At 72.4% G+C, this 18,533-nt stretch carries 15 protein-coding genes; 7 read left to right on the top strand and 8 right to left on the bottom strand.

Annotated features, from left to right (window positions below; all coding sequences use genetic code 11):
* Positions 1–85 precede the first annotated feature (85 nt).
* Positions 86–772, bottom strand: coding sequence for an SDR family oxidoreductase (locus C1A17_RS00230; protein WP_101649622.1), 687 nt, complete (start codon positions 770–772; stop codon positions 86–88).
* Positions 773–931: 159 nt separating this feature from the next.
* Positions 932–1,558 (bottom strand): DUF2238 domain-containing protein, encoded by a 627-nt coding sequence (locus tag C1A17_RS00235; RefSeq protein ID WP_101649623.1) that lies wholly within the window; start codon positions 1,556–1,558, stop codon positions 932–934.
* 65 nt (positions 1,559–1,623) lie between these two features.
* On the opposite strand from C1A17_RS00235, the gene C1A17_RS00240 reads away from it, so the two are divergent.
* The 3 genes from C1A17_RS00240 to C1A17_RS00250 all read left to right on the top strand — a co-directional run bounded on the left by C1A17_RS00240 (position 1,624) and on the right by C1A17_RS00250 (position 4,110).
* Positions 1,624–2,934: an MATE family efflux transporter gene (locus C1A17_RS00240; protein ID WP_101651420.1), complete on the top strand. Its 1,311-nt coding sequence runs from the start codon at positions 1,624–1,626 to the stop codon at positions 2,932–2,934.
* Positions 2,935–3,023: 89 nt separating this feature from the next.
* Positions 3,024–3,608, top strand: a complete 585-nt coding sequence (locus C1A17_RS00245; RefSeq protein ID WP_101649625.1) for a GNAT family N-acetyltransferase — start codon at positions 3,024–3,026, stop codon at positions 3,606–3,608.
* Positions 3,609–3,612: 4 nt separating this feature from the next.
* On the top strand, positions 3,613–4,110 hold the full coding sequence (locus tag C1A17_RS00250) for an SRPBCC family protein (RefSeq protein ID WP_101649627.1): 498 nt from the start codon (positions 3,613–3,615) through the stop codon (positions 4,108–4,110).
* 228 nt (positions 4,111–4,338) lie between these two features.
* On the opposite strand, the gene C1A17_RS00255 is transcribed toward C1A17_RS00250, so the two are convergent.
* On the bottom strand, positions 4,339–5,190 hold the full coding sequence (locus C1A17_RS00255) for an alpha/beta fold hydrolase (protein ID WP_101649629.1): 852 nt from the start codon (positions 5,188–5,190) through the stop codon (positions 4,339–4,341).
* A 68-nt stretch (positions 5,191–5,258) separates the two neighbouring features.
* Between C1A17_RS00255 and C1A17_RS00260 the strand changes: the two genes are divergently transcribed.
* The gene (locus C1A17_RS00260; protein ID WP_101649632.1) at positions 5,259–5,660 is read left to right on the top strand and encodes a MerR family transcriptional regulator; all 402 of its coding nucleotides are present in this window, start codon (positions 5,259–5,261) and stop codon (positions 5,658–5,660) included.
* A gap of 73 nt (positions 5,661–5,733) precedes the next feature.
* Here C1A17_RS00260 and C1A17_RS00265 read toward each other — a convergent pair whose 3' ends face one another.
* The 4 genes from C1A17_RS00265 to C1A17_RS00280 all read right to left on the bottom strand — a co-directional run bounded on the left by C1A17_RS00265 (position 5,734) and on the right by C1A17_RS00280 (position 12,853).
* Positions 5,734–6,957, bottom strand: a complete 1,224-nt coding sequence (locus C1A17_RS00265) for a MalY/PatB family protein (protein WP_245873333.1) — start codon at positions 6,955–6,957, stop codon at positions 5,734–5,736.
* 110 nt (positions 6,958–7,067) lie between these two features.
* Positions 7,068–7,460 carry a nuclear transport factor 2 family protein gene (locus C1A17_RS00270; RefSeq protein ID WP_101649634.1) on the bottom strand — a complete coding sequence of 131 codons (393 nt, stop codon included), beginning with the start codon at positions 7,458–7,460 and terminating at the stop codon, positions 7,068–7,070.
* Between the two features lie 96 nt (positions 7,461–7,556).
* A complete protein-coding gene (locus C1A17_RS00275) occupies positions 7,557–8,876 on the bottom strand; it encodes a M1 family metallopeptidase (RefSeq protein WP_101649636.1) in 1,320 nt (439 codons plus the stop codon).
* Positions 8,873–12,853: a Pls/PosA family non-ribosomal peptide synthetase gene (locus C1A17_RS00280; RefSeq protein WP_101649638.1), complete on the bottom strand. Its 3,981-nt coding sequence runs from the start codon at positions 12,851–12,853 to the stop codon at positions 8,873–8,875. The genes C1A17_RS00275 and C1A17_RS00280 overlap by 4 nt, the downstream gene beginning before the upstream one ends.
* A 209-nt stretch (positions 12,854–13,062) precedes the next feature.
* Here C1A17_RS00280 and C1A17_RS00285 point away from each other — a divergent pair, with 209 nt between their 5' ends.
* Entirely contained in the window at positions 13,063–13,683 is a 621-nt protein-coding gene (locus C1A17_RS00285) for a 4'-phosphopantetheinyl transferase family protein (RefSeq protein ID WP_180953169.1), read from the top strand.
* A gap of 39 nt (positions 13,684–13,722) precedes the next feature.
* A complete protein-coding gene (locus tag C1A17_RS00290) occupies positions 13,723–14,934 on the top strand; it encodes a cysteine desulfurase-like protein (protein WP_101649642.1) in 1,212 nt (403 codons plus the stop codon).
* Between the two features lie 6 nt (positions 14,935–14,940).
* Here the strand turns inward: C1A17_RS00290 and C1A17_RS00295 are convergent, their stop codons facing one another.
* Positions 14,941–15,519, bottom strand: coding sequence for a hypothetical protein (locus C1A17_RS00295; protein WP_101649644.1), 579 nt, complete (start codon positions 15,517–15,519; stop codon positions 14,941–14,943).
* Positions 15,520–15,782: 263 nt separating this feature from the next.
* On the opposite strand from C1A17_RS00295, the gene C1A17_RS00300 reads away from it, so the two are divergent.
* Complete coding sequence (locus C1A17_RS00300) at positions 15,783–18,515, top strand: cation-transporting P-type ATPase (RefSeq protein WP_101649646.1); 2,733 nt, start codon at positions 15,783–15,785, stop codon at positions 18,513–18,515.
* Positions 18,516–18,533 lie beyond the last annotated feature (18 nt).

Here is an 18,533-nt window from a genome sequence, read left to right on the forward strand (position 1 = left end):
GACCGAACTGTGGGGCTTTCGACGGAGGGTGGTGGCATCAACGCCACCACCCTCCGCCGGAAGTCCTGCACTCGTACGCCCGGTCTCAGCGGATCGCCTCGGCGATCGGGGTGGACCCGTCGAAGAAGTTGACGGTCTCCCGGACTCCGGCACCCTCACGCAGGACGTGGGTGATGACGGCTGCGACGTTGTCGCGGGAGGTGACCTTCTCCTCGTCGGAGGGCGTGCGGCCCTCGGCCTCGCCGTGGGAATCGACGACCTGGATCTGCTCGCTCGCCGGGTCGAGGGTGAGGCGGCCCGGGCCGAGGATCGTGTAGTCGAGCTCGGTCTCGCGCAGGTGAGCGTCGGCGTCGTGCTTGGCCTTGGCGTAGGGGAAGAAGGAGTTGTCCTCCTCGAGCCGGTCGACGTCGATCCCCGCGGTGACGTAGGAGACGATGACGAACCGCTGCACGCCGGCCTGCTGCGCGGCCTTCATCGCGCGCACGGCCGCTTCGTAGTCGACTGCGTGCGTGCGCTGCGGGTCGCCCCCGCCGGCGCCGGCGGAGAACACCACGGCCTTCGCCCCGGTGAACTGCTTGGCGAGGTCCTCCTCGGTCGCGGTCTCGATGTCGAGGACGACGGGATTCGCGCCGGCCTCCCTGACGTCATCGCGCTGGTCCTCCTTGCGGATGACGGAGTCGACGGCGAATCCCGCCGCGGTGAGTCGGGGTGCGGCGAGCAGGGCGATCTTGCCGTGTCCGCCGAGGATGACGATGCGATCGGTGTCTGACATGGGGTGCTCCTTCCGCGCCGGAGCCGGCGCCGGGGTCCTCCGCGCCCGGTCGTCCCGTCACCCGTGAAGCGGGTGCCGCGGACCGTCGGGCTGCGGCTTCCACTCCGCACAACGTCGGTCACGGCGAGATATTCCGCCGGCCGTGGCCCCGATCGCTCGTCAGGCGTGAGCGTCGGTGTCCGCGGACGCCCCGCGCCGCCGTCGGAGGAGGAGCGGGATCGCCACGAGGACGGCCGCCGAGGTGCCCGCGACGAGGTCGACCATCGTGTCGGTGTTGTTCCGCTGCGCGTTCGTCCCGACGACGATGTCCGCGGTGAACTCGGACATCTCCCACAGGAGCGCGACGAGGCCGCTCACGGCGATGACGACGACGGCCTCGAACCACGGCGGGGGGGTGAGATCGGTCCGCCGGTAGGCGATGCCGAGCGCGTAGACCGTGCCGAGCGCGATGAGGATGCCGGAGTAGAAGTGGACCACGGTGTCCCACAGTCCCCACACCGCATAGAAGTGGAGGTGGCTGCCGAGGAACGGGCCGGAGAGCAGCAGCGCCGCGTAGAGCCCCTGGAGCCACGCGGGGATTGGGGTGCGCGCCCAGCGCTCGAGGAGGAGCGGCACCAGACCGGCGGGAATCAGCAGCGCCGGGATGATGATGTCGGACCACTGCCGGGTGACCACGGCGACCACGACCGCGGCGAGGCAGATCACCTCGGTGGCGAGGAGGGGCAGGTGCCGCTGGAAGGCACCGGCCCGGGTGTCGGTGGTGCGTGCGTTGTCGACCGTTCTCACGGGGGCGACCCTAACAGTCCGGCCTGACGTGCCCGTCCAGGTGTCCCGGTCCTACGATGGTGGTCATGCGTGCACTCGACCGGGACATCCTCAGGCTCGCCGTCCCGGCACTCGGGGCGCTCGCCGCCGAACCCCTGTTCCTCCTCGCCGACACCGCGATGGTCGGGCACCTGGGGCCCGAGGCGCTCGGCTCGCTCGCGATCGCGAGCACGATCCTCCAGACCGTCCTCGGCCTCATGATCTTCCTCGCCTACGCGACGACCCCGCGCGTGGCCCGCCGGCTCGGCGCCGGTGACACCCCGGGCGCGATCGGCGCCGGCTTCGACGGGATCTGGCTCGCGCTCATCACCTCGGGCGTCCTGCTCGTCATCGGGCTGCCGCTCATCGACACGGGTATCGGCTGGTTCGATCCCACGCCCGAGGTGGCCGCCGGCGCCTCGGCCTACCTCACCATCTCCTGGTGGGGCCTGCCCTTCATGCTCACCGTCGTCGCCGCGACCGGGCTGCTGCGCGGGCTGCAGGACACGCGCACCCCGCTCTACGTCGCCGCCGGCGGCTTCCTCTCCAACATCGGGCTCAACGCGCTCTTCATCTACGGTCTCGACATGGGCGTGGCCGGGTCCGCGCTCGGCACGCTCATCGCCCACCTCGGGATGTGCGCGATCTACCTCGTCATCGCCGTCCGCGCCGCCCGCCGCACCGGGGCCTCGCTGCGCCCGGACTGGGCGGGCGTCATCCGGGCGGCCCGCACCTCGGGCTGGCTGCTCGTGCGCAACGGTTCGCTGCGCGCTGCGATGATCCTCCTCATCGTGCTCGCCACCGGTCTGGGCACCGTGCAGCTCGCCGCGATCCAGGTCATCCAGACGCTATTCAACGCGCTCGCCCTCGTCCTCGACTCGCTCGCGATCGCCGGGCAGGCGCTCATCGGCCTCGAGCTCGGGCACCGCCGGCGGGAGCGGGTGGCGGCGATCAACCGGCGGCTCATCCAGTGGGGGATCGGCTTCGGGGTCGTCGTCGGCGTGCTGCTCGCCGCCGCGTCCCCGGTCCTCGGTGCGGTGTTCACCGGCGATCCCGAGGTCGCCGCCCTCATCGGCACGCTCGCTCTCATCCTCGCCGCCGGGATGCCGATCGCCGGGTACGTCTTCACCCTCGATGGTGTGCTCATGGGAGCCGAGGACGCCCGCTACTTGGCGCTCGCCCAGTTCGGGGCGCTGCTCGGGTACGCGGTCCTGCTGCTCCTCGTGTTCACGCAGTGGCCGACCGTCCATGTGCTGTGGGCGTGCTTCGGGATCGGCTTCGTCGCGTTCCGCGCGGTCAGCCTGGGCTGGCGGGTGCGCGACGACGGCTGGATTCGGCGCGCCGAAGCGCGCAGCTGAGAGCGGGCGCGGCCCGCTCGCACGGACCCCGGCCCCGGGCGCGGATACGATGATGGGCGTACTCGCACCCAGTCCCGAGGAGTCCCCGCATGCGCATCGTTACGGTCCCGTCCGACGGCGAGCACATCCTCCTGCCGTTCCTCGAGCTCTGCTGCAACTGGTCGATGGACCGCCCGCCGCTCGACGCCAAGGCGGTCCGCGCCGACGATCACCTCAACCGCTACATCGAGGGCTGGGGAAGGACCGGGGACCTCGGTGTCATGGCGGTGGGCGAGGACGACGGACCCGGGCAGACCGACAGCGAGGCGGGTGACGGCGAAACGGGTGACGGCGACGCCGACTCGAGTGCCGCAGGACCCGAGGCGGATCCCCGCGTGCTCGGGGCGGCCTGGCTCCGCACGATGGGGGAGAAGCCGGGCTACGGCTGGGTCGCCGACGAGATCCCCGAGCTCTCGATCGCGGTCCTGCCCGAGGCGCAGGGCGAGGGGCTCGGCCGCCGGCTCATGCAGGCGCTGCTCCAGATGGCGCGGCTCACCGGTGTCCGGGCGATCAGCCTCGCCGTCGAGGACGGCAACGGGTCCCGCCACCTGTACGAGGAGCTCGGCTTCGCGGTCATCGGCCGCAACGGGAGCTCCGACGTCATGCTGCTCGACCTCGCGGCGCGCGAGGGCTGAGACCGTGCGGGTCCGCAACCGGCACTCCCGCGACCTCGACCGGCCCGCCGCCGAGGTCGCGGCGCTGCTGTCGACGCTCGGAACCCGGGACGACGGGCTGTGGCCTGTGCACCTGTGGTTCCCCATGCGCCTCGACGGCCCGCCCCTCGTCGGTGCGGCGGGCGGGCACGGCCCGGTGCGCTACCACTGCACGGAGCGTTCACCGGATGCGGTGACCTTCGCCTTCGACTCGATCCTCGGCTCGCGGCACTGGCGCGGCTTCCACCGGTTCGTCGTCGTCCCCTCCGCCCGCGGCAGCCGCCTCGTGCACGACCTCGAGCTCCGCATCGGCCCGTGGCGGCGTCTGCAATGGGCGGTGCTCGTCGGTCCGCTGCACGACGCCGTGCTCGAGGACCTCCTCGATCGCGCAGCCGGGGTCACCGGCCCGCCCCGCTGGTCGCCGTGGGTCCGGCTCCTCCGCCGGGTGTACCCGCGGATCCGGGCGCGCGGGTCCGCCGCGTAGGCGGAGATCCTCCGGCGCGTGCGGCACGGGGGCGCGCGGGGCCGGTCGGTGTGCGAACGATCAGTGTCCGAACGCACGCCGATAGGCGGCGGGGGTGACGCCCATCGCCCGGCGGAGCCGCCGGCATCGCGAACGCACGGGGACGGTGATCCGGTCCGGGTGGGGAGGCCCGCTGCGACGTCCCCGTGGGGACGTCTCAGCGGGGACGTCTCGGCTCACGGCGGACGGTCAGCTCGGCAGGGTCCCGAGCCATCGCCGGAGGTCGAGAGCGAGTTCGGTCGGCGCCTCGAGCTGCACGAGGTGGCCGGTCCCCTGGAAGGTCGTGACGCCGGGCTGCCCGGGGAACCGGCCGGCGAGCTCGGCCGCCTGGGCGACGGGGATCCAGGGATCGTCCGCGCCCCAGCCGATGTGCACCGGGCATCGGGTCTCAGCGAGTCGGGCGACTATGGGCGCGGTGTGGTCCGGAGTGAGTGCGGCGATCTGCCGGTAGAAGGCGACCTGTCCGCGCGGCGAGCACCACGGTCGGGCGAGCTCCTCGACCCGCGCGGGGGTGAGGGTGTCGCCGCCGGCGCCGGAGATGTACTCCCGGACGAGGGCGGCGTGCAGATTCTCCGGAAGTGCGGCGAACACCTCGTGGTGCTCGGAGACGAGTCGGAAGAACGGCGAGCCCCACGGGTCGAGTGCGACGACATCGAGGAGATAGAGCGAGGCGGAGGCGGCGCCGTCGAGCAGATGGGATCCGAGAGCGACCGCACCGCCGATGTCGTGCGCGACGACGTGGGGTCGATCGAGATCCCAGTGATCGATGAGCGCAGTGAGACGGTGGCGCTGATGGACGAGGTCGACCGGCGGATCGGATCCGCGGATCGACCTCCCGTACCCCGGCATGTCCCACAGGAAGACCCGGAACGACCGTGCGAGCGCTCGGGCCACCGGCAGCCAGGTCTCCGCCGACCACGGTGTCCCGTGGCAGAGCACGACGTCACCGGCGGGGTTGCCGGTCTCGGGCTCGAGCACGGAGGTCGCGATCTCGGTGCCGAGGATCGGGATGCGCTCGGGCGGGGCGGGGAGGTCGGTCATGCGCGCTACGCTAGACCTTCATGTCGACATGAAGGCAAGAGGTGCGGGAACGTGAGGAGCACGGTGTCATGAGGATCGGGGAGGCCGCAGGGCGCCTCGGCGTCGCGACCCACGTCCTGCGTCATTGGGAGGACGCGTGCGGCATCACGCCGGACCGGACCCCTGCAGGGTATCGCGACTATACCGAGGAGCATGTGCGCCGACTGCAGGTCGTCCGATCCTGCCGGTCCGTCGGGCTGGGTCTCGAGGAGATCCGCCTCATCCTGCACCGCGACGAGCAGGGGCGCGACGGCGTCATCGCCGCTCGTCTCGAGGCGATCCGCAGGCAGCGGGCGGAGCTCGACGCCGCGGAAGCGTTCCTCGAGCACGTCCGAGAGTGCCGGCACAACTTCATCACACGGTGCGAGAGCTGTTCCGCCTATGCACTGGCGAACCCCTCTCGTCCCGCGGAACCGACGTCCCCGCTGTGACGTCCGACGCCGTTCGGCAATGGACCAGGACGTCACAGCGGCGACGCCTCAGCTCACGGTGGGCCGGCCGGTCTCAGCCGACCGGCCGCACGCGACCCATCCGCTCGACGGCCTCGGTGAGGATCGCCGGTGAGGTGGCGAAGTTGAGCCGGACGTGTTGGGCACCGCCCGTGCCGAACACGTGACCGGAGCTCAGCGCCACCCGGGCCTCGTCGAGGAACAGCTGCGCCGGTCCCGCGAGATCGGACACGACGGCGAGTCCGTCCCGCGCGGCGGGTGCCCCGGCGCCGAGGTAGCTGCAGTCGAGCCATGCGAGGTAGGTGCCCTCGGGCACGCGGAAGCCGGCCTCGGGCAGGTGCTCGGCGACGAGCCGGCGCAGCAGCGTCCGGTTCGCGTCGAGACCCCGCAGCAGCGCGCCGAGCCACTCCTGTCCCTCCCGGAGCGCGACGGTGTGGGCGATGAGGCCGAGGTGGCTCGGGCCGTGGCTGACCTCCTCGGGCATGCGGGCGAGATCCGCGGCGGCCTCCTCCCCGGCGATCGCGAGCGCGGCCTTGAGACCGGCGAGGTTCCAGGCCTTCGACGCCGACATCAGCGCGAAGGCGTCCTCCGACCCGGGCACGCTGAGATAGGGGGTGAAGCGGGCCCCGGGCAGGACGAGCGGGGCGTGGATTTCATCGGCGACCACCCGGACCCCGTGGGTGCGGGCGAGCTCCGCGATCCGCGCGAGCTCCCCCGGGGTGTGCACCGTTCCGGTGGGGTTGTGCGGGTTGCAGAGCAGGTAGGCGGCCCCGCGCCCGCCCTGTCTGATCCGGCGGAACGTGTCCTCGAGGACGCCGAGGTCCACCCGGCCGTCCGCACCGAGGGGCGCCTCGACGATCCGCCGGCCGTCATGGGTGACGAAGGCGTAGAACGGCGCGTAGACGGGGGAGTTGACGACGACGGCGTCACCGGGCTCCGTCAACAGCCGGAGCACCTCGACGATTCCCATCATGACGTCGGGGACGATCGCGGTCCGCTCCACGGCCAGGTCGTTCCACGCCCAGTTCTCCGCTGCGAACGCGGAGAAGGCCTCGGCGTACGCGGTGCCGACGGGATACCCGGTGTCACCGGCATCGATGGTGCGGTGGAGGGCCTCGGCGATGGGCGGGGCGAGTCGGACGTCCATCTCCGCGACCCACAGCGGCAGCACGTCAGCGGGGTGGGCGCGCCACTTCATGCTCGTCCGCTGCCGGAGCTCATCGAGCCCGAGCTCCTCGAGCGGGTTGGCGACCTGCTGCGCGCGCGACGGATCCATCATTCGAACTGCCACCTCGTTCATCGGAACCGAGCCGCGCGGCTCGCGTGCTCGGACGGAGTCTTCAGCATCGCACTGCCCGAGGGCCGAATCCACTCCGCCGAGTGCAGCGCTCAGTGCGTGATCGTCGTCTGCTGGTAGAAGGTGAGTCGCACCTCGTCGTCGACCAGCCGGTAGTGGCTCGCCATGAGGGCCTCGAACGGGGCAGGGTCCGCAGCGCGCCGCGCGCTCGCCCGGTACACGAGTGCCGCGGAGTCCTCGCCGGTCGGCACCACCCGGGCCTCGGTGAGGGTGTAGGAGTCCCAGGCGGGGGAGTCGTCGAGGCCGGCGACGATCGTCTCCCGGTCGAGAACCATCCCGTTGACGAGGACCATGACCGCCTCCGGCGTCATGAGAGCGCCGTAGAACGCGCCGCCCCGGTGGCTGGACAGGGCGTCCCACCCGCGGTGCTCGAGGGCGAGCAGGGATTCGAGCGCGAGGGGGTCAACGTGAGTCGGGTCGGTCATGCTCTCATGGTAACGGTCGCACCGCCTCACCGCTGCACGACGCGTCCCCGCGGGGACGTCACAGCGGGGACGTCCCGGCAGGCAGCGTCCAGGCGCTCACCACTGCACGGGCAGCGGCGGGAGCGGCTTCGCGTAGAGCCAGTCGTGGATGAGCGGCTCGACCGGGCGGCCGCACACCTGTTCCGCAAGCGCGAGGAACGCCGCGGTGGTGACATTCGCTCCCCGATGCTGATCGGTCCAGCGCCGCAGGATCCCGAAGAAGTCCTCGTCGCCGAGGTGGAGGCGCAGCGCGTGGAGGGTGAGCGCACCGCGCTTGTACACCCGGTCGTCGAACATGTCGGCGGCGCCCGGATCGGCGAGCACGAGGTCCTGGGGCTGCCCGGCCAGGCGCGCGTGCTGCTCGCGGGCGTGCCGCTGTGCGGGCTTCTGGCCCGAGTCCTCCGACCAGATCCACTCCGCGTAGCAGGCGAAGCCCTCGTTGAGCCAGATGTCGGACCACGTCGCCGGGGTCAGCGCGTTCCCGAACCACTGGTGCGCCATCTCGTGCGCGACGAGCCGCTCGGAGTTCCACGTCCGGCTCAGGTGGTTGCGACCGAGGATCGACAGCGGCTGCGACTCGAGCGGGATCTCGAGGACGTCGTCGGTGACGACGATCCCGTAGTGGCCGAACGGGTACGGTCCGAACCGGCGCTCGAACACCGCCATCATCGCGTGCTGCACCGCGAGCGCCTGCTGCGCCCGGTCCCACAGCGTCTCGCTGCAGGCAAGCGCCATCGCCACGCGCGACGGCGCGTGGGATCCGCTCTCGATCGCACCGCGCCGGTACTGGCCGATCTGCACGGTCGCGAGATACGTCGCGAGCGGCTCGGCGGACTCCCACGTCCACGCCGTCCGACCCGCGCGCCGTCGCGTCCCGACGAGCTCGCCGTTGGAGATCACGGTGTACTCGGAGTCGACGAGCACCGTCACCCGGAAGGTCGCCTTGCTGCTCGGGTGGTCGTTGCACGGGAACCACGTCGCCGCCCCCGTCGGCTGGCCGGCGACGAGCACGCCGTCGGTGAGCTCCTCCCAGCCGACGTCGCCCCAGGTCCCCATCGCCGGTCCCGGGGTGCCGGAGTAGTGGATGGTGAGCGCGAGCTTCTCGTCGACGACGAACCTGTCGATCGCCTTGATGACGAGCTTCGTCCGCGTCTGCTTGAAGCGGTGCCGGCGCCCGTTGACGAGGACCCGGCTCACTGCGAGGCCGATGAGATCGAGCTCGATGGTCCGGGCGTCCTCGAGCATCCAGCCGCGCAGCATCGCCTGCCCGGCGAGCCGGTTCGGCAGGATCTTGTAGTCGAGGTGGAGATCGTAGTGCTCGATCCGGACCCCGGGGGTCCCGGAGTGCGGGGTGTAGCTGTCGAGCGTCGACGTCATCGGACCTCCTCCTCGGCGTTCGTGGGCGCGGGCTCGGCGAAAGCGGATTCCGGCAGGTCGGGGGCGTCGACCCAGGGGACCACCGGGTTGCCGGCGAAATAGGCGTCCGCGGGGACGAACTCGCCGCGCATGACGAGCGAGGCGGGGCCGACGGTCGCGGCGCGGCCCAGAGAGGCCGCCGGCAGGATCACGCTGTTGGGGCCCAGGGTCGCGCCGGTGTCGAGGGTCACCGTGTCGAGCGCCATGACGCGGTCGTGGAACAGGTGGGTCTGGACGACGCAGCCGCGGTTGACCGTCGAGTTGTCGGCGAGCTCGACGAGGTCGGCCTCCGGCAGCCAGTAGGTCTCGCACCACACGCCGTGTCCGATCCGCGCCCCGAGCGCCCGCAGGTACCACACGAGCGCCGGCGTGCCGACGGCCGAGCGCGCGAACCACGGGGCGGCGACGAGCTCGACGAAGCAGTCGGCGACCTCATTGCGCCAGATGAACGAGGACCACAGGGGGTGCTCGCCGGGGGTCACGCGACCGACGAACAGCCATTTCGTCACGACGGCGATGCCGGCGGCGGCCGCCCCGGCGAGCATCATCACCACACCGGACACGGCGGTCATGATGACCGCGGGCCACACCCCGCCCGTCGCCTCGGCAGCGGCGGCGAGCAATCCGGCGAGAGTGAGGACCACGGCGGTGACGAGGATCCCGGCGGTGAGCACCGCGAGGATCCGCAGCGTCTCCCACGTGCCGCGCAGCGCCTTGAGCCGGAGCGGCGGATCGTAGGTCAGCGACTCGTCGGCGGCGACCTCGGAGCGGCGGAGCTCGACCGGGGGAGAGCCGATCCACGAGCTGCCCTTCTTCGCCTTCTGCGGGGCGGCCGACAGCACGGCGACGAGCGAGTTCTTCCGCACCCGGCGCCCGGCCGCGGCCATGCCCGAGTTGCCGAGGAACGCCCGCTTGCCGACCTTCGCGCGGCCGATCCGCATCCAGCCGCGGCCGAGCTCGTACGAGGCGACCATGGTGTCGTCGGCGAGGAATGCCCCGGAGGCGATCTGCGTCATCGACGGCACGAGGAGCACGGTCGACGCCTCGACCCCGCGGCCCACCCGGGCGCCGAGGATCCGCAGCCAGACCGGGGTGAGCAGGCTCGCGTAGAGCGGGAACAGCAGGTCGCGGGCCATGTCCATGATCCGCTCCGTTGCCCACACCCGGAAGCCCATCGCCGAACGCACCGGATAGGTCCCCTCGCGCAGTCCGAGTGCGAGCCCGCGCACCGCGGCGACGACGAGGAGCGCGGTGCAGAGGAACCACGAGGCGGCGAGCAGCGGCGACCAGGCGAGGAGGACGAGCGGGCGGGCCAGCACCTCGGGCCCGGACACGGCGAGCACGAGGGCGATCCCGGGCACGGCTGCGACGTAGGGGATCGCGGCGTGGAAGATCGACCCGACCGCGTAGAGGAGGAAGGGCGTGTGGCGCCGGCGGGTGGGCGGGTCCGGCCACGTACTCTTCGACCGTCCGATCCGCACCGCCGGGGATCCGGAGAACACCTGGTTCTTCCGCACCTTCCCGGTCACCGCCGAACCGGGTTCGACGTGGGCGCCGGATCCCACCCGGGACCCGGGCATGAGCGTCGAGCGGGCGCCGACGGTGGCGTAGGCACCCACGTGGACGGCGCCGATGCGCAGCAGGTCGCCGTCGACCCACCACCCCTTGAGGTCGACCTCGGGCTCGATCGCCGCACCCTCCTCGAGGGTGAGCAGGCCGGTCACCGGCGGGATCGAGTGGAGGTCGACGTCGGGTCCGATCCGGTTGCCGAGCAGCCGCGCGTACCACGTCACCCAGGGCGCCGAGGCGACGGACACCGCGGCGGCGAGGCCGGCGATGTGCTCGGCGAGCCACAGCCGCAGGTGCACGCCGCCGGAGCGCGGATACACGCCCGGACCCACTCCGCGCAGGAGCAGCCGGGCCGCGCCGGCGGAGATGAGCATCCGGCCCCACGCGGTGACGAACACGAGGTAGAGCACCGCGACGAACCACCACGGGGTGGTGACGAGCGGTGCCCCGACCGCGGCGGTGAGGTTGCACAGGACGAGGGTGAGGACGACCCACCGCATGGCGGAGAGGATGTGGAGGGGGATCCCGAGGACCGTCTGGAGGAGCTGCATCGAGCGCGCCGTCCGCCGCACCCGGCGCGGACGCCGGTGCACCTCCGCGGGAGCGTCGGCCCCGGTGCACAGCTCGACGAGGGCGCCGAACCGCGGGTGGGCGTAGATGTCGCCCACGGTGATCCGGGAGTGCTCGGCGCGCAGCCGCGACACGAGCTGGGCGGCGGCGAGCGATCCGCCGCCGGCGTCGAAGAAGTCGGTGTCCATGCCCGGCGTGCCGCCGAGCACCGCCGCCCACTGCTGTCCGATCCATTCCGCGTGCGCGGGCAGCGGGCCCGCGGCGTCGACCTCGGCGAGGGAGTCGAGCGGCCACGGCAGCGCGTTCCGGTCGACCTTGCCCGAGGTCTTCGTCGGCAGGTCGTCGACGATCGCGAGGCGGGGGACGAGGGCGGCGGGGAGCACCTGGCGGAGCTGCTCGGCGCGGGCGGCGAGGAAGGCGGCCTCCTCCTCCGGCGCCGGGCGCCGGGAGGGTGCGAGGTAGCCGATGAGCAGCTGGGTGCCGCCGGGCGTCGTCTTCACCGCGGCCGCACCGCCGGCGATGGCGGGCAGCGCCTGGAGCGCGGAGTCGACCTCGCCGAGCTCGATCCGCCGCCCGCCGAGCTTAACCTGCTCGTCGGCGCGGCCGACGAACACGAGGCCGGCGGGATCGTTGACGACGAGGTCCCCCGACCGGTAGGCGCGCTCCCAGCCGAGGGTGGGCATCGGGGCGTACTTCTCGGCGTCCTTCGCCGCATCGAGGTAGCGGGCGAGCCCCACCCCGCCGATGATGAGCTCGCCGGTCCCGCCGGCGGCCACCGGGACGCCCGCCGCGTCGACGACGGCGAGGTCCCAGCCGTCGAGCGGCAGGCCGATCCGCACCGGCCCGGTCGACCCGAGCGGAGCGGCGCACGCGACGACGGTCGCCTCGGTGGGACCGTAGGTGTTCCACACCTCGCGGGTGCCGTCGGACAGCCGGGCGGCGAGCTCCGGCGGGCAGGCCTCGCCGCCGAAGATCAGCAGTCGGACGTTGTCGAGCGTCTCCGCCGGCCACAGCGCGGCGAGCGTGGGCACGGTCGACACGACGGTGATGCGGCGGCTCGACAGCCACGGCCCGAGGTCCATGCCGGACTTGACGAGGGCGCGCGGGGCGGGCACGAGGCAGGCGCCGTGCCCCCAGGCGAGCCACATCTCCTCGCAGCTCGCATCGAAGGCCACCGACAGCCCGGCGAGGACCCGATCACCGGGCCCGAGCGGCTCGTCGCGGCAGAAGATCCGGGATTCGGCGTCGACGAACGCGGCGGCTGACCGGTGGCTCACCGCCACGCCCTTCGGGGTGCCGGTCGAACCGGAGGTGAAGATCACCCAGCAGTCGTCGCCCGGCTCCGGGGCCCGCAGATCCGGGGTGGCGGAGAGCGGCCGATCGATGGTGCGGGTGATCGTCGGGCGGATCTCCTCGCTCGGTGCGGCGGGGTCGGTGATGACGGCGGCGACCCCGGCCTCGGCGAAGACCGTGCGGGCCCGCTCCTCGGGATCGTCGACGTCGACGGGGACGTAGGCCGCGCCGATCATGAGCACGGCGAGGATCGAGACGTAGAGGTCGAGGGTGCCGCTCGACACCCGTACCCCGACCGCATCGCCGGGGCCGACCCCGGCGGCATGGAGCTCGAGTCCGAGATCCCGCATCGCGGTGAGCAGCTCGGCGTAGCTCAGGCTCCGCTGTCCGTCGTCGATCGCGGGCGCCTCGGGATGGGCGGCGGCGACCTCGAGGATGATGTCGATGAGGGTGCGCGGCGGCGGGGTCCGGTGGGCGCCGGGGAACTGCGGAGGATGGGGTGTCACAGGCCTCGAACTCGATCTCGTGCGGACAGCGGTGGATCAGGAGGAGTCTACGCCGCGCGGAGAGCGGAGGCCGGGAGGCCGGTCCGAGGCGTCGCACGCGCGCGGCCCGGTGCGCGGTGTCCGCACCGCATGCGTGCGCCGGGCCGGTGCCGGGCGGGAGCGCTTCGGCGATACTGGACGGAACCCGGAGCGGAGGGGAGCGGCGAGCAGTGGAGTGGACGATCGAGCGCGCAGTCGGAGAAGGCGACCCCGGCGCCGATGTGATCATCGCTCTCGTGTCCCGGACCCATGCCGTGGCACCGCAGGCGGTCCAAGTCGAGCGGAGCGGGCGGGGGCGCCGAGCCCGGGCCGGTTCCACCCCCGTCGAGGTCTCCCTGTCCCGCACTCCCGGCTGGATCGCCGCGGCGTGCAGCGCGCCGGGGGAGTCCGGCGCCGTCGGCATCGACGCCGAGACCTGGGTGCCGTTCCGCGACTCCGGAACCCGGGCGAGCGACTTCGCCGCCGTCGTCCTCTCCGCCGAGGAGCGGGAATGGTTCCGCGCTGCGGCGTCGGCGACGGAGAGCGATCGGCTGCACTGGCTGCTGCGCACCTGGGTGCGCAAGGAGGCCGTGCTCAAGGCGCTCGGCACCGGTTTCGACACCGCCCGCGGCGGGCTCGATCCCGCCGCGATCGTCCTCGGGCCGCCGTGGGAGGACCCGCGCTGCACGAGCCACCCGCAGGTCGAGCTCGCCGATCGCACCGCCGGGCCGAGCACCGCACCCGTCCTCGTGAGCCTCGCGCACGGTCCGGACCTGTTCGCGGCCCTTCCCTCCGGGGACCGGGACGCCTAGCGTGGGTCGAGGGTCGGCCCGATCCCCGAGGAGGATCCCATGACCTACGACGTCGCGGCACTGCGTCATCACTTCCCCTCGCTCGACAGCGGGATCGCGCACTTCGACGGTCCCGGCGGCACCCAGACCCCGGCCGAGGTCGGTCGGGCCGTCGCCGACACCCTCACCGGACCGCTGTCGAACAAGGGCTCCGGCATCGCGTCCGAGCGCCATGCCCTCGACTCGATGGCCGCATTCCGGCAGGCGATCGCCGACCTCGTCGGTGCCGAGCCGCAGGGGGTCGTCCACGGGCGCTCCGCGACCTCGCTCGCGTATGACTTCGCCGCCCACCTGTCGCGGGACTGGGGCCCGGCCGACGAGGTCGTGCTCACCCGACTCGACCACGACTCGAACATCCGGCCGTGGCTCCAGGCTGCGCGCCGCTCCGGCTCGACGGTGCGCTGGATCGATCTCGACCCCGACACCGGGGAGCTCGATCTCGAATCCGCCCGGCTGGCGATCGGCGAGCGCACCGTGCTCGTCGCGGTCACCGGCGCCTCGAACCTGCTCGGCACCATTCCGCCGGTCCGCGACGTCGCCGATCTCGCCCATGCCCACAGTGCCCTCGTCTGGGTCGATGCGGTGCACCTCGCCGCCCATGTCCTCGTCGACCGCGCGGCGCTCGGAGCCGACGTCGTCGTGTGCTCGCCGTACAAGTTCCTCGGTCCCCACTGCGCCGCTCTCGCCGCCGACCCCGCGCTGCTGGCCGCGATCGTCCCCGACCGCCTCGCCCCGCAGACCGATGCCGTGCCGGACCGGTTCGAGCGCGGCACCCTGCCCTACGAGCTGCTCGCCGGGGTGAGCGCCGCCGTCGACTTCCTCGCCGGGATCGCGCCGGGCAAGGAGACCGGGCGCCGCGAGCGCCTCGCGCGCTCCTACGCTGCGATCGCCGCGCACGAGCACGCGCTGCTCGACCGGCTCGAATCCGGTCTGCAGGGCTTCGGCGACCGGGTGGTGTCCTGGTCGAAGGCGCGGGAGAGGACGCCGACGGTGTGCGTGACCCTGCCCGGCCGCGATGTCCGCGACGTCTATCGCCGGCTCGCCGCGGACCACCGGGTGCTCGCCCCGGCGGGCGACTTCTACGCCTGGGAGGCGGTCGGGAGGCTCGGCCTGCCGGACCGGGTGGGGCTGCGCATGGGCATCGCGCCCTACACCGATGAGCGTGACGTCGATCGGCTGCTCACCGGGCTCGCGGACGTCCTCCGGAGCTGACGACCGTCAGTTCCGCTTGAGGCGGCCCATGACGAATCGCTCGGTGAGGCGCAGCACCGCAGCAACCGGCGCCGCCGCCCGGGAGGCGAGCGCGGCGGCCGGGAGCAGCGCACCGCGCCGGGCGAGCGGAGCCCCGATCTTCGCGAGCAGGGAGATCGCCGCCGGTGCCGGGCGGATGAACAGGGTGATCCGGTCGATCCGGTCGTCCGCGTCGAGGTGGAGCCACCGGATCTCCTCGAGGCTGTTCCCGTCGAGGGTGCTCGTCCCGTGGAGTGCCCAGTCGCGGCCCGTGCCGGTGAGGGCGGTGATCTCGATGTCGTCGAGCAGCTCGAACGCGGACTCGAGCACGGCCATGACCTCGTCGGGTCCGGTGAAGCGGAACCGGTCGGTGAGCGGGGAGACGAGCTCGACCGCCTGCGCGAGCTGGGCGCGCATCGCCGTCGTCTCCTGCCGGCGGTCGGCATCGACCCAGGCGACCACGGTCGGGGGAGCGTCGGCGGGGACGGCTGCCGCACGGGAGCGGTCCGTCGGCGCCGGGCTCGGCGCTGGGCTCGGCGCCGGGGTGCGGGTGGTGGGATCGGTCATCGTTCGTCCTTTCGCCGGTCTGCGTCCACGCTAGCCCACCGCGGCAGGGGGAGTCACCGAACGGCGGCCTGTGACCTCGGTGGGAACCGCCGTCGACACCGCGGCGTAGCATGGACGGGCAGGCCATCCGATGGTGGAGAACCGCTGGTCACCGTCGTGTGAGCGGGAAGGTTCCCTGTCGTCGGGAATGCCGGTCCGGGATGCACCGGACCCGCAGTGCAGGACCATGAAGCGATTCCGGCACCCGCCGGTCAGGAGCATCGATGACATCATCGCCGGCGCAGCTGTTCGCCGCCGACCGTCCCCCGCACGCCCTCCCGGAGCAGGAGGTCCTCGACGCGCTCGGGACCGACGACTCCGGCCTCGACTCCGGCCGGGCGGGCGACCTCCTCGCGGAGACCGGGCCGAACGCGCTGCCCCCGGGCGAGCAGGAGACCACGCTCCAGCGGCTGCTCCGCCAGTTCCGCGATCCGATGATCTACGTGCTGCTCGGTGCGGCGGTCTTCACCGCGATCCTCGGCGAGGTCGTCGACACGATCGTCATCCTCGCCGTCGTCCTCATCAACGCCCTCGTCGGGTTCTTCCAGGAGGGCAAGGCGGCCGACGCGCTCGAGGGGATCAGGGAGATGCTCTCGCTCGACAGCGAGGCGCTCCGCGACGGCGAGTGGAGGGAGATCGACGCAGAGGACCTCGTCCCCGGGGACATCGTCCGTCTGCGTGCCGGCGACAAGGTGCCCGCTGACATCCGACTGCTGCGCGCGGTGAATCTGCGGGTCGAGGAGTCCGCGCTCACCGGCGAATCGGTCCCCGTGGAGAAATCGGTCGCCCCGGTCGAGCCGGACGCCGGCGTCGGGGACCGGACCTCGATGGCGTTCTCGGGCACCGTCGTCGCCGCCGGCACCGGCCGCGGTGTGGTCACCGCGACGGGGACGCGCACCGAGATCGGCCGCATCACCACGATGCTCAGCGAGGTCGAGACGATGGACACGCCGCTCACCCGTTCGATGGGACGGTTCTCCTCGGCACTCGCGGTCATCGCCGTCGTGCTCGCGGTGCTCATGATCCTCGTGTCCTGGCTCCTCCACGACCGGCCCTGGGCGCAGCTGATCATGTCCGCGATCGGCTTCGCGGTCGCGGCGATCCCCGAGGGCCTGCCCGCCGTCCTCGCCATCACGCTCGCGCTCGGCGTGCAGGCGATGGCCGCCCGGAATGCGATCACCCGTCGAATGAACTCGGTCGAGACGCTCGGCTCGGTGACGACGATCTGCTCGGACAAGACCGGCACGCTCACCCGCAACGAGATGACCGTGCGCGAGGTCGTCACCGTCTCCGGACGCTTCGAGGTCACCGGCACCGGGTACGCGCCGCACGGCGAGCTCCGCCGCCTGGGAGCGGGGGAGGCCGAGCCGATCGACGCTGCCTCCCACCCCGACCTCGCCTCCGTTGCCGAGGTCGCCGCGCTCGCCAACGACTCCCGCGTGCTCGAGCGGGACGGCGAATGGGTGCTCAGCGGCGAACCGACCGACGGGGGCATCCGCACCTTCGCGCTCAAGTCCGGTCTCGAACCGGATGCCGAGCGGATCGCGGAGGTGCCGTTCGACTCCGAGTACAAGTACATGGCGACCCTCGATGCGGCGCCGGACGGCACCCGGCTCATCCACCTCAAGGGCGCACCCGATCGGCTGCTCGACCGGTGCGACCGCCAGGGGAGCGGGCCCGATTCCTCCGAGCCCCTCGACCGCGCCCGGTGGGAGGCGGAGGTCGACCGGCTGGGCGCCGCGGGCCTGCGCGTCCTCGCCGCCGCCGAGCGCCGCGCGAGTGCGGAGACGGACGAGCTGACGACCGCGGACGTCGACGCCGGCGGCTTCGTTTTCCTCGGCCTGTTCGGGATCATCGATCCGCCGCGCGAGGAGGCGATCGAGGCGATCCGCACCGTGCAGCGCGCCGGCGTCCGGGTGCGGATGATCACCGGTGACCACGCCGGCACCGCGACCGCGATCGCCCGGGAGATGGGGATCGGTGATCGCGCGATCACCGGGGCGGAGCTCGAGGCGAGCACCGACGAGGAGCTGCGGGAGATCGTCCGTGAGCACGACGTCTATGCGCGCACGAGCCCGGAGCACAAGCTGCGGCTCGTGCAGGCGCTCCAGGCCGACGGCGATGTCGTGTCGATGACCGGCGACGGCGTCAACGACGCCCCGTCGCTCAAACGCGCCGACGTCGGCGTGGCGATGGGCATCAAGGGCACGGAGGCGACCAAGGAGGCCGCCGACATCGTCCTCACCGACGACAACTTCGCCTCGATCGCCGCCGCGGTGGAGATGGGCCGGACGATCTACGACAACCTCCGCAAGGCGATCATCTTCATGCTCCCGACGAACGGGGCGCAGGGCCTCGTCATCCTCGTCGCGATGCTCGCCGGGATGACCCTGCCGATCACTCCGCTCCAGGTGCTCTGGGTCAATCTCATCACCGCGGTGACGCTGTCGCTCGCCCTGTCCTTCGAGCCGTCCGAGCCCGGCATCATGGACCGTCCACCGCGGGACCCCCGCGCCTCGCTCCTCGACGGCGAGGCGATCGTGCGGATCGCCTACGTGTCCCTGCTCCTCGGCGGAGCGACGATCGGTGCCTTCCTCCTCGCCCAGTCCGGCGGCCTCGGCCTCGAGGCATCCCGGACCATCGCGGTCCACACCCTCGTCGTCGGGCAGATCTTCTACCTGTTCGCGAGCCGCTTCAGTACGACGAGCAGCCTGCGCCGCGAGCTGTTCACCACGAACGGCGTCTCGTGGCTGTGCGTCGGGATCATGATCGCCCTCCAGCTCGCCTTCGGGTACGTGCCGTTCATGCAGACCGCCTTCGACACCACGGCGGTTCCGCTCACGGGCTGGGTGCTGCCGCTCGTCGTCGGCATCGTCGTGTTCGCGACGGTCGAGATCGACAAGGCGATCCGTCGGTACGCGCGGCGGGTTGCCTCGGGCGTCTCGACTGCGGGATGACACTGCCCGGGATGCGGC

Source organism: Brevibacterium ihuae (genome assembly GCF_900184225.1).
In the GTDB taxonomy this organism is placed as follows: domain Bacteria; phylum Actinomycetota; class Actinomycetes; order Actinomycetales; family Brevibacteriaceae; genus Brevibacterium; species Brevibacterium ihuae.

Coding starts and splice junctions, on each gene's coding strand:
- C1A17_RS00230 (WP_101649622.1), bottom strand. CDS start 772: ATGTCAGACACCGATCGCATCGTCATCCTCGGCGGACACGGCAAGATC.
- C1A17_RS00240 (WP_101651420.1), top strand. CDS start 1,624: ATGCGTGCACTCGACCGGGACATCCTCAGGCTCGCCGTCCCGGCACTC.
- C1A17_RS00245 (WP_101649625.1), top strand. CDS start 3,024: ATGCGCATCGTTACGGTCCCGTCCGACGGCGAGCACATCCTCCTGCCG.
- C1A17_RS00255 (WP_101649629.1), bottom strand. CDS start 5,190: ATGACCGACCTCCCCGCCCCGCCCGAGCGCATCCCGATCCTCGGCACC.
- C1A17_RS00260 (WP_101649632.1), top strand. CDS start 5,259: ATGAGGATCGGGGAGGCCGCAGGGCGCCTCGGCGTCGCGACCCACGTC.
- C1A17_RS00265 (WP_245873333.1), bottom strand. CDS start 6,957: ATGATGGATCCGTCGCGCGCGCAGCAGGTCGCCAACCCGCTCGAGGAG.
- C1A17_RS00270 (WP_101649634.1), bottom strand. CDS start 7,460: ATGACCGACCCGACTCACGTTGACCCCCTCGCGCTCGAATCCCTGCTC.
- C1A17_RS00275 (WP_101649636.1), bottom strand. CDS start 8,876: ATGACGTCGACGCTCGACAGCTACACCCCGCACTCCGGGACCCCCGGG.
- C1A17_RS00290 (WP_101649642.1), top strand. CDS start 13,723: ATGACCTACGACGTCGCGGCACTGCGTCATCACTTCCCCTCGCTCGAC.
- C1A17_RS00295 (WP_101649644.1), bottom strand. CDS start 15,519: ATGACCGATCCCACCACCCGCACCCCGGCGCCGAGCCCAGCGCCGAGC.
- C1A17_RS00300 (WP_101649646.1), top strand. CDS start 15,783: ATGACATCATCGCCGGCGCAGCTGTTCGCCGCCGACCGTCCCCCGCAC.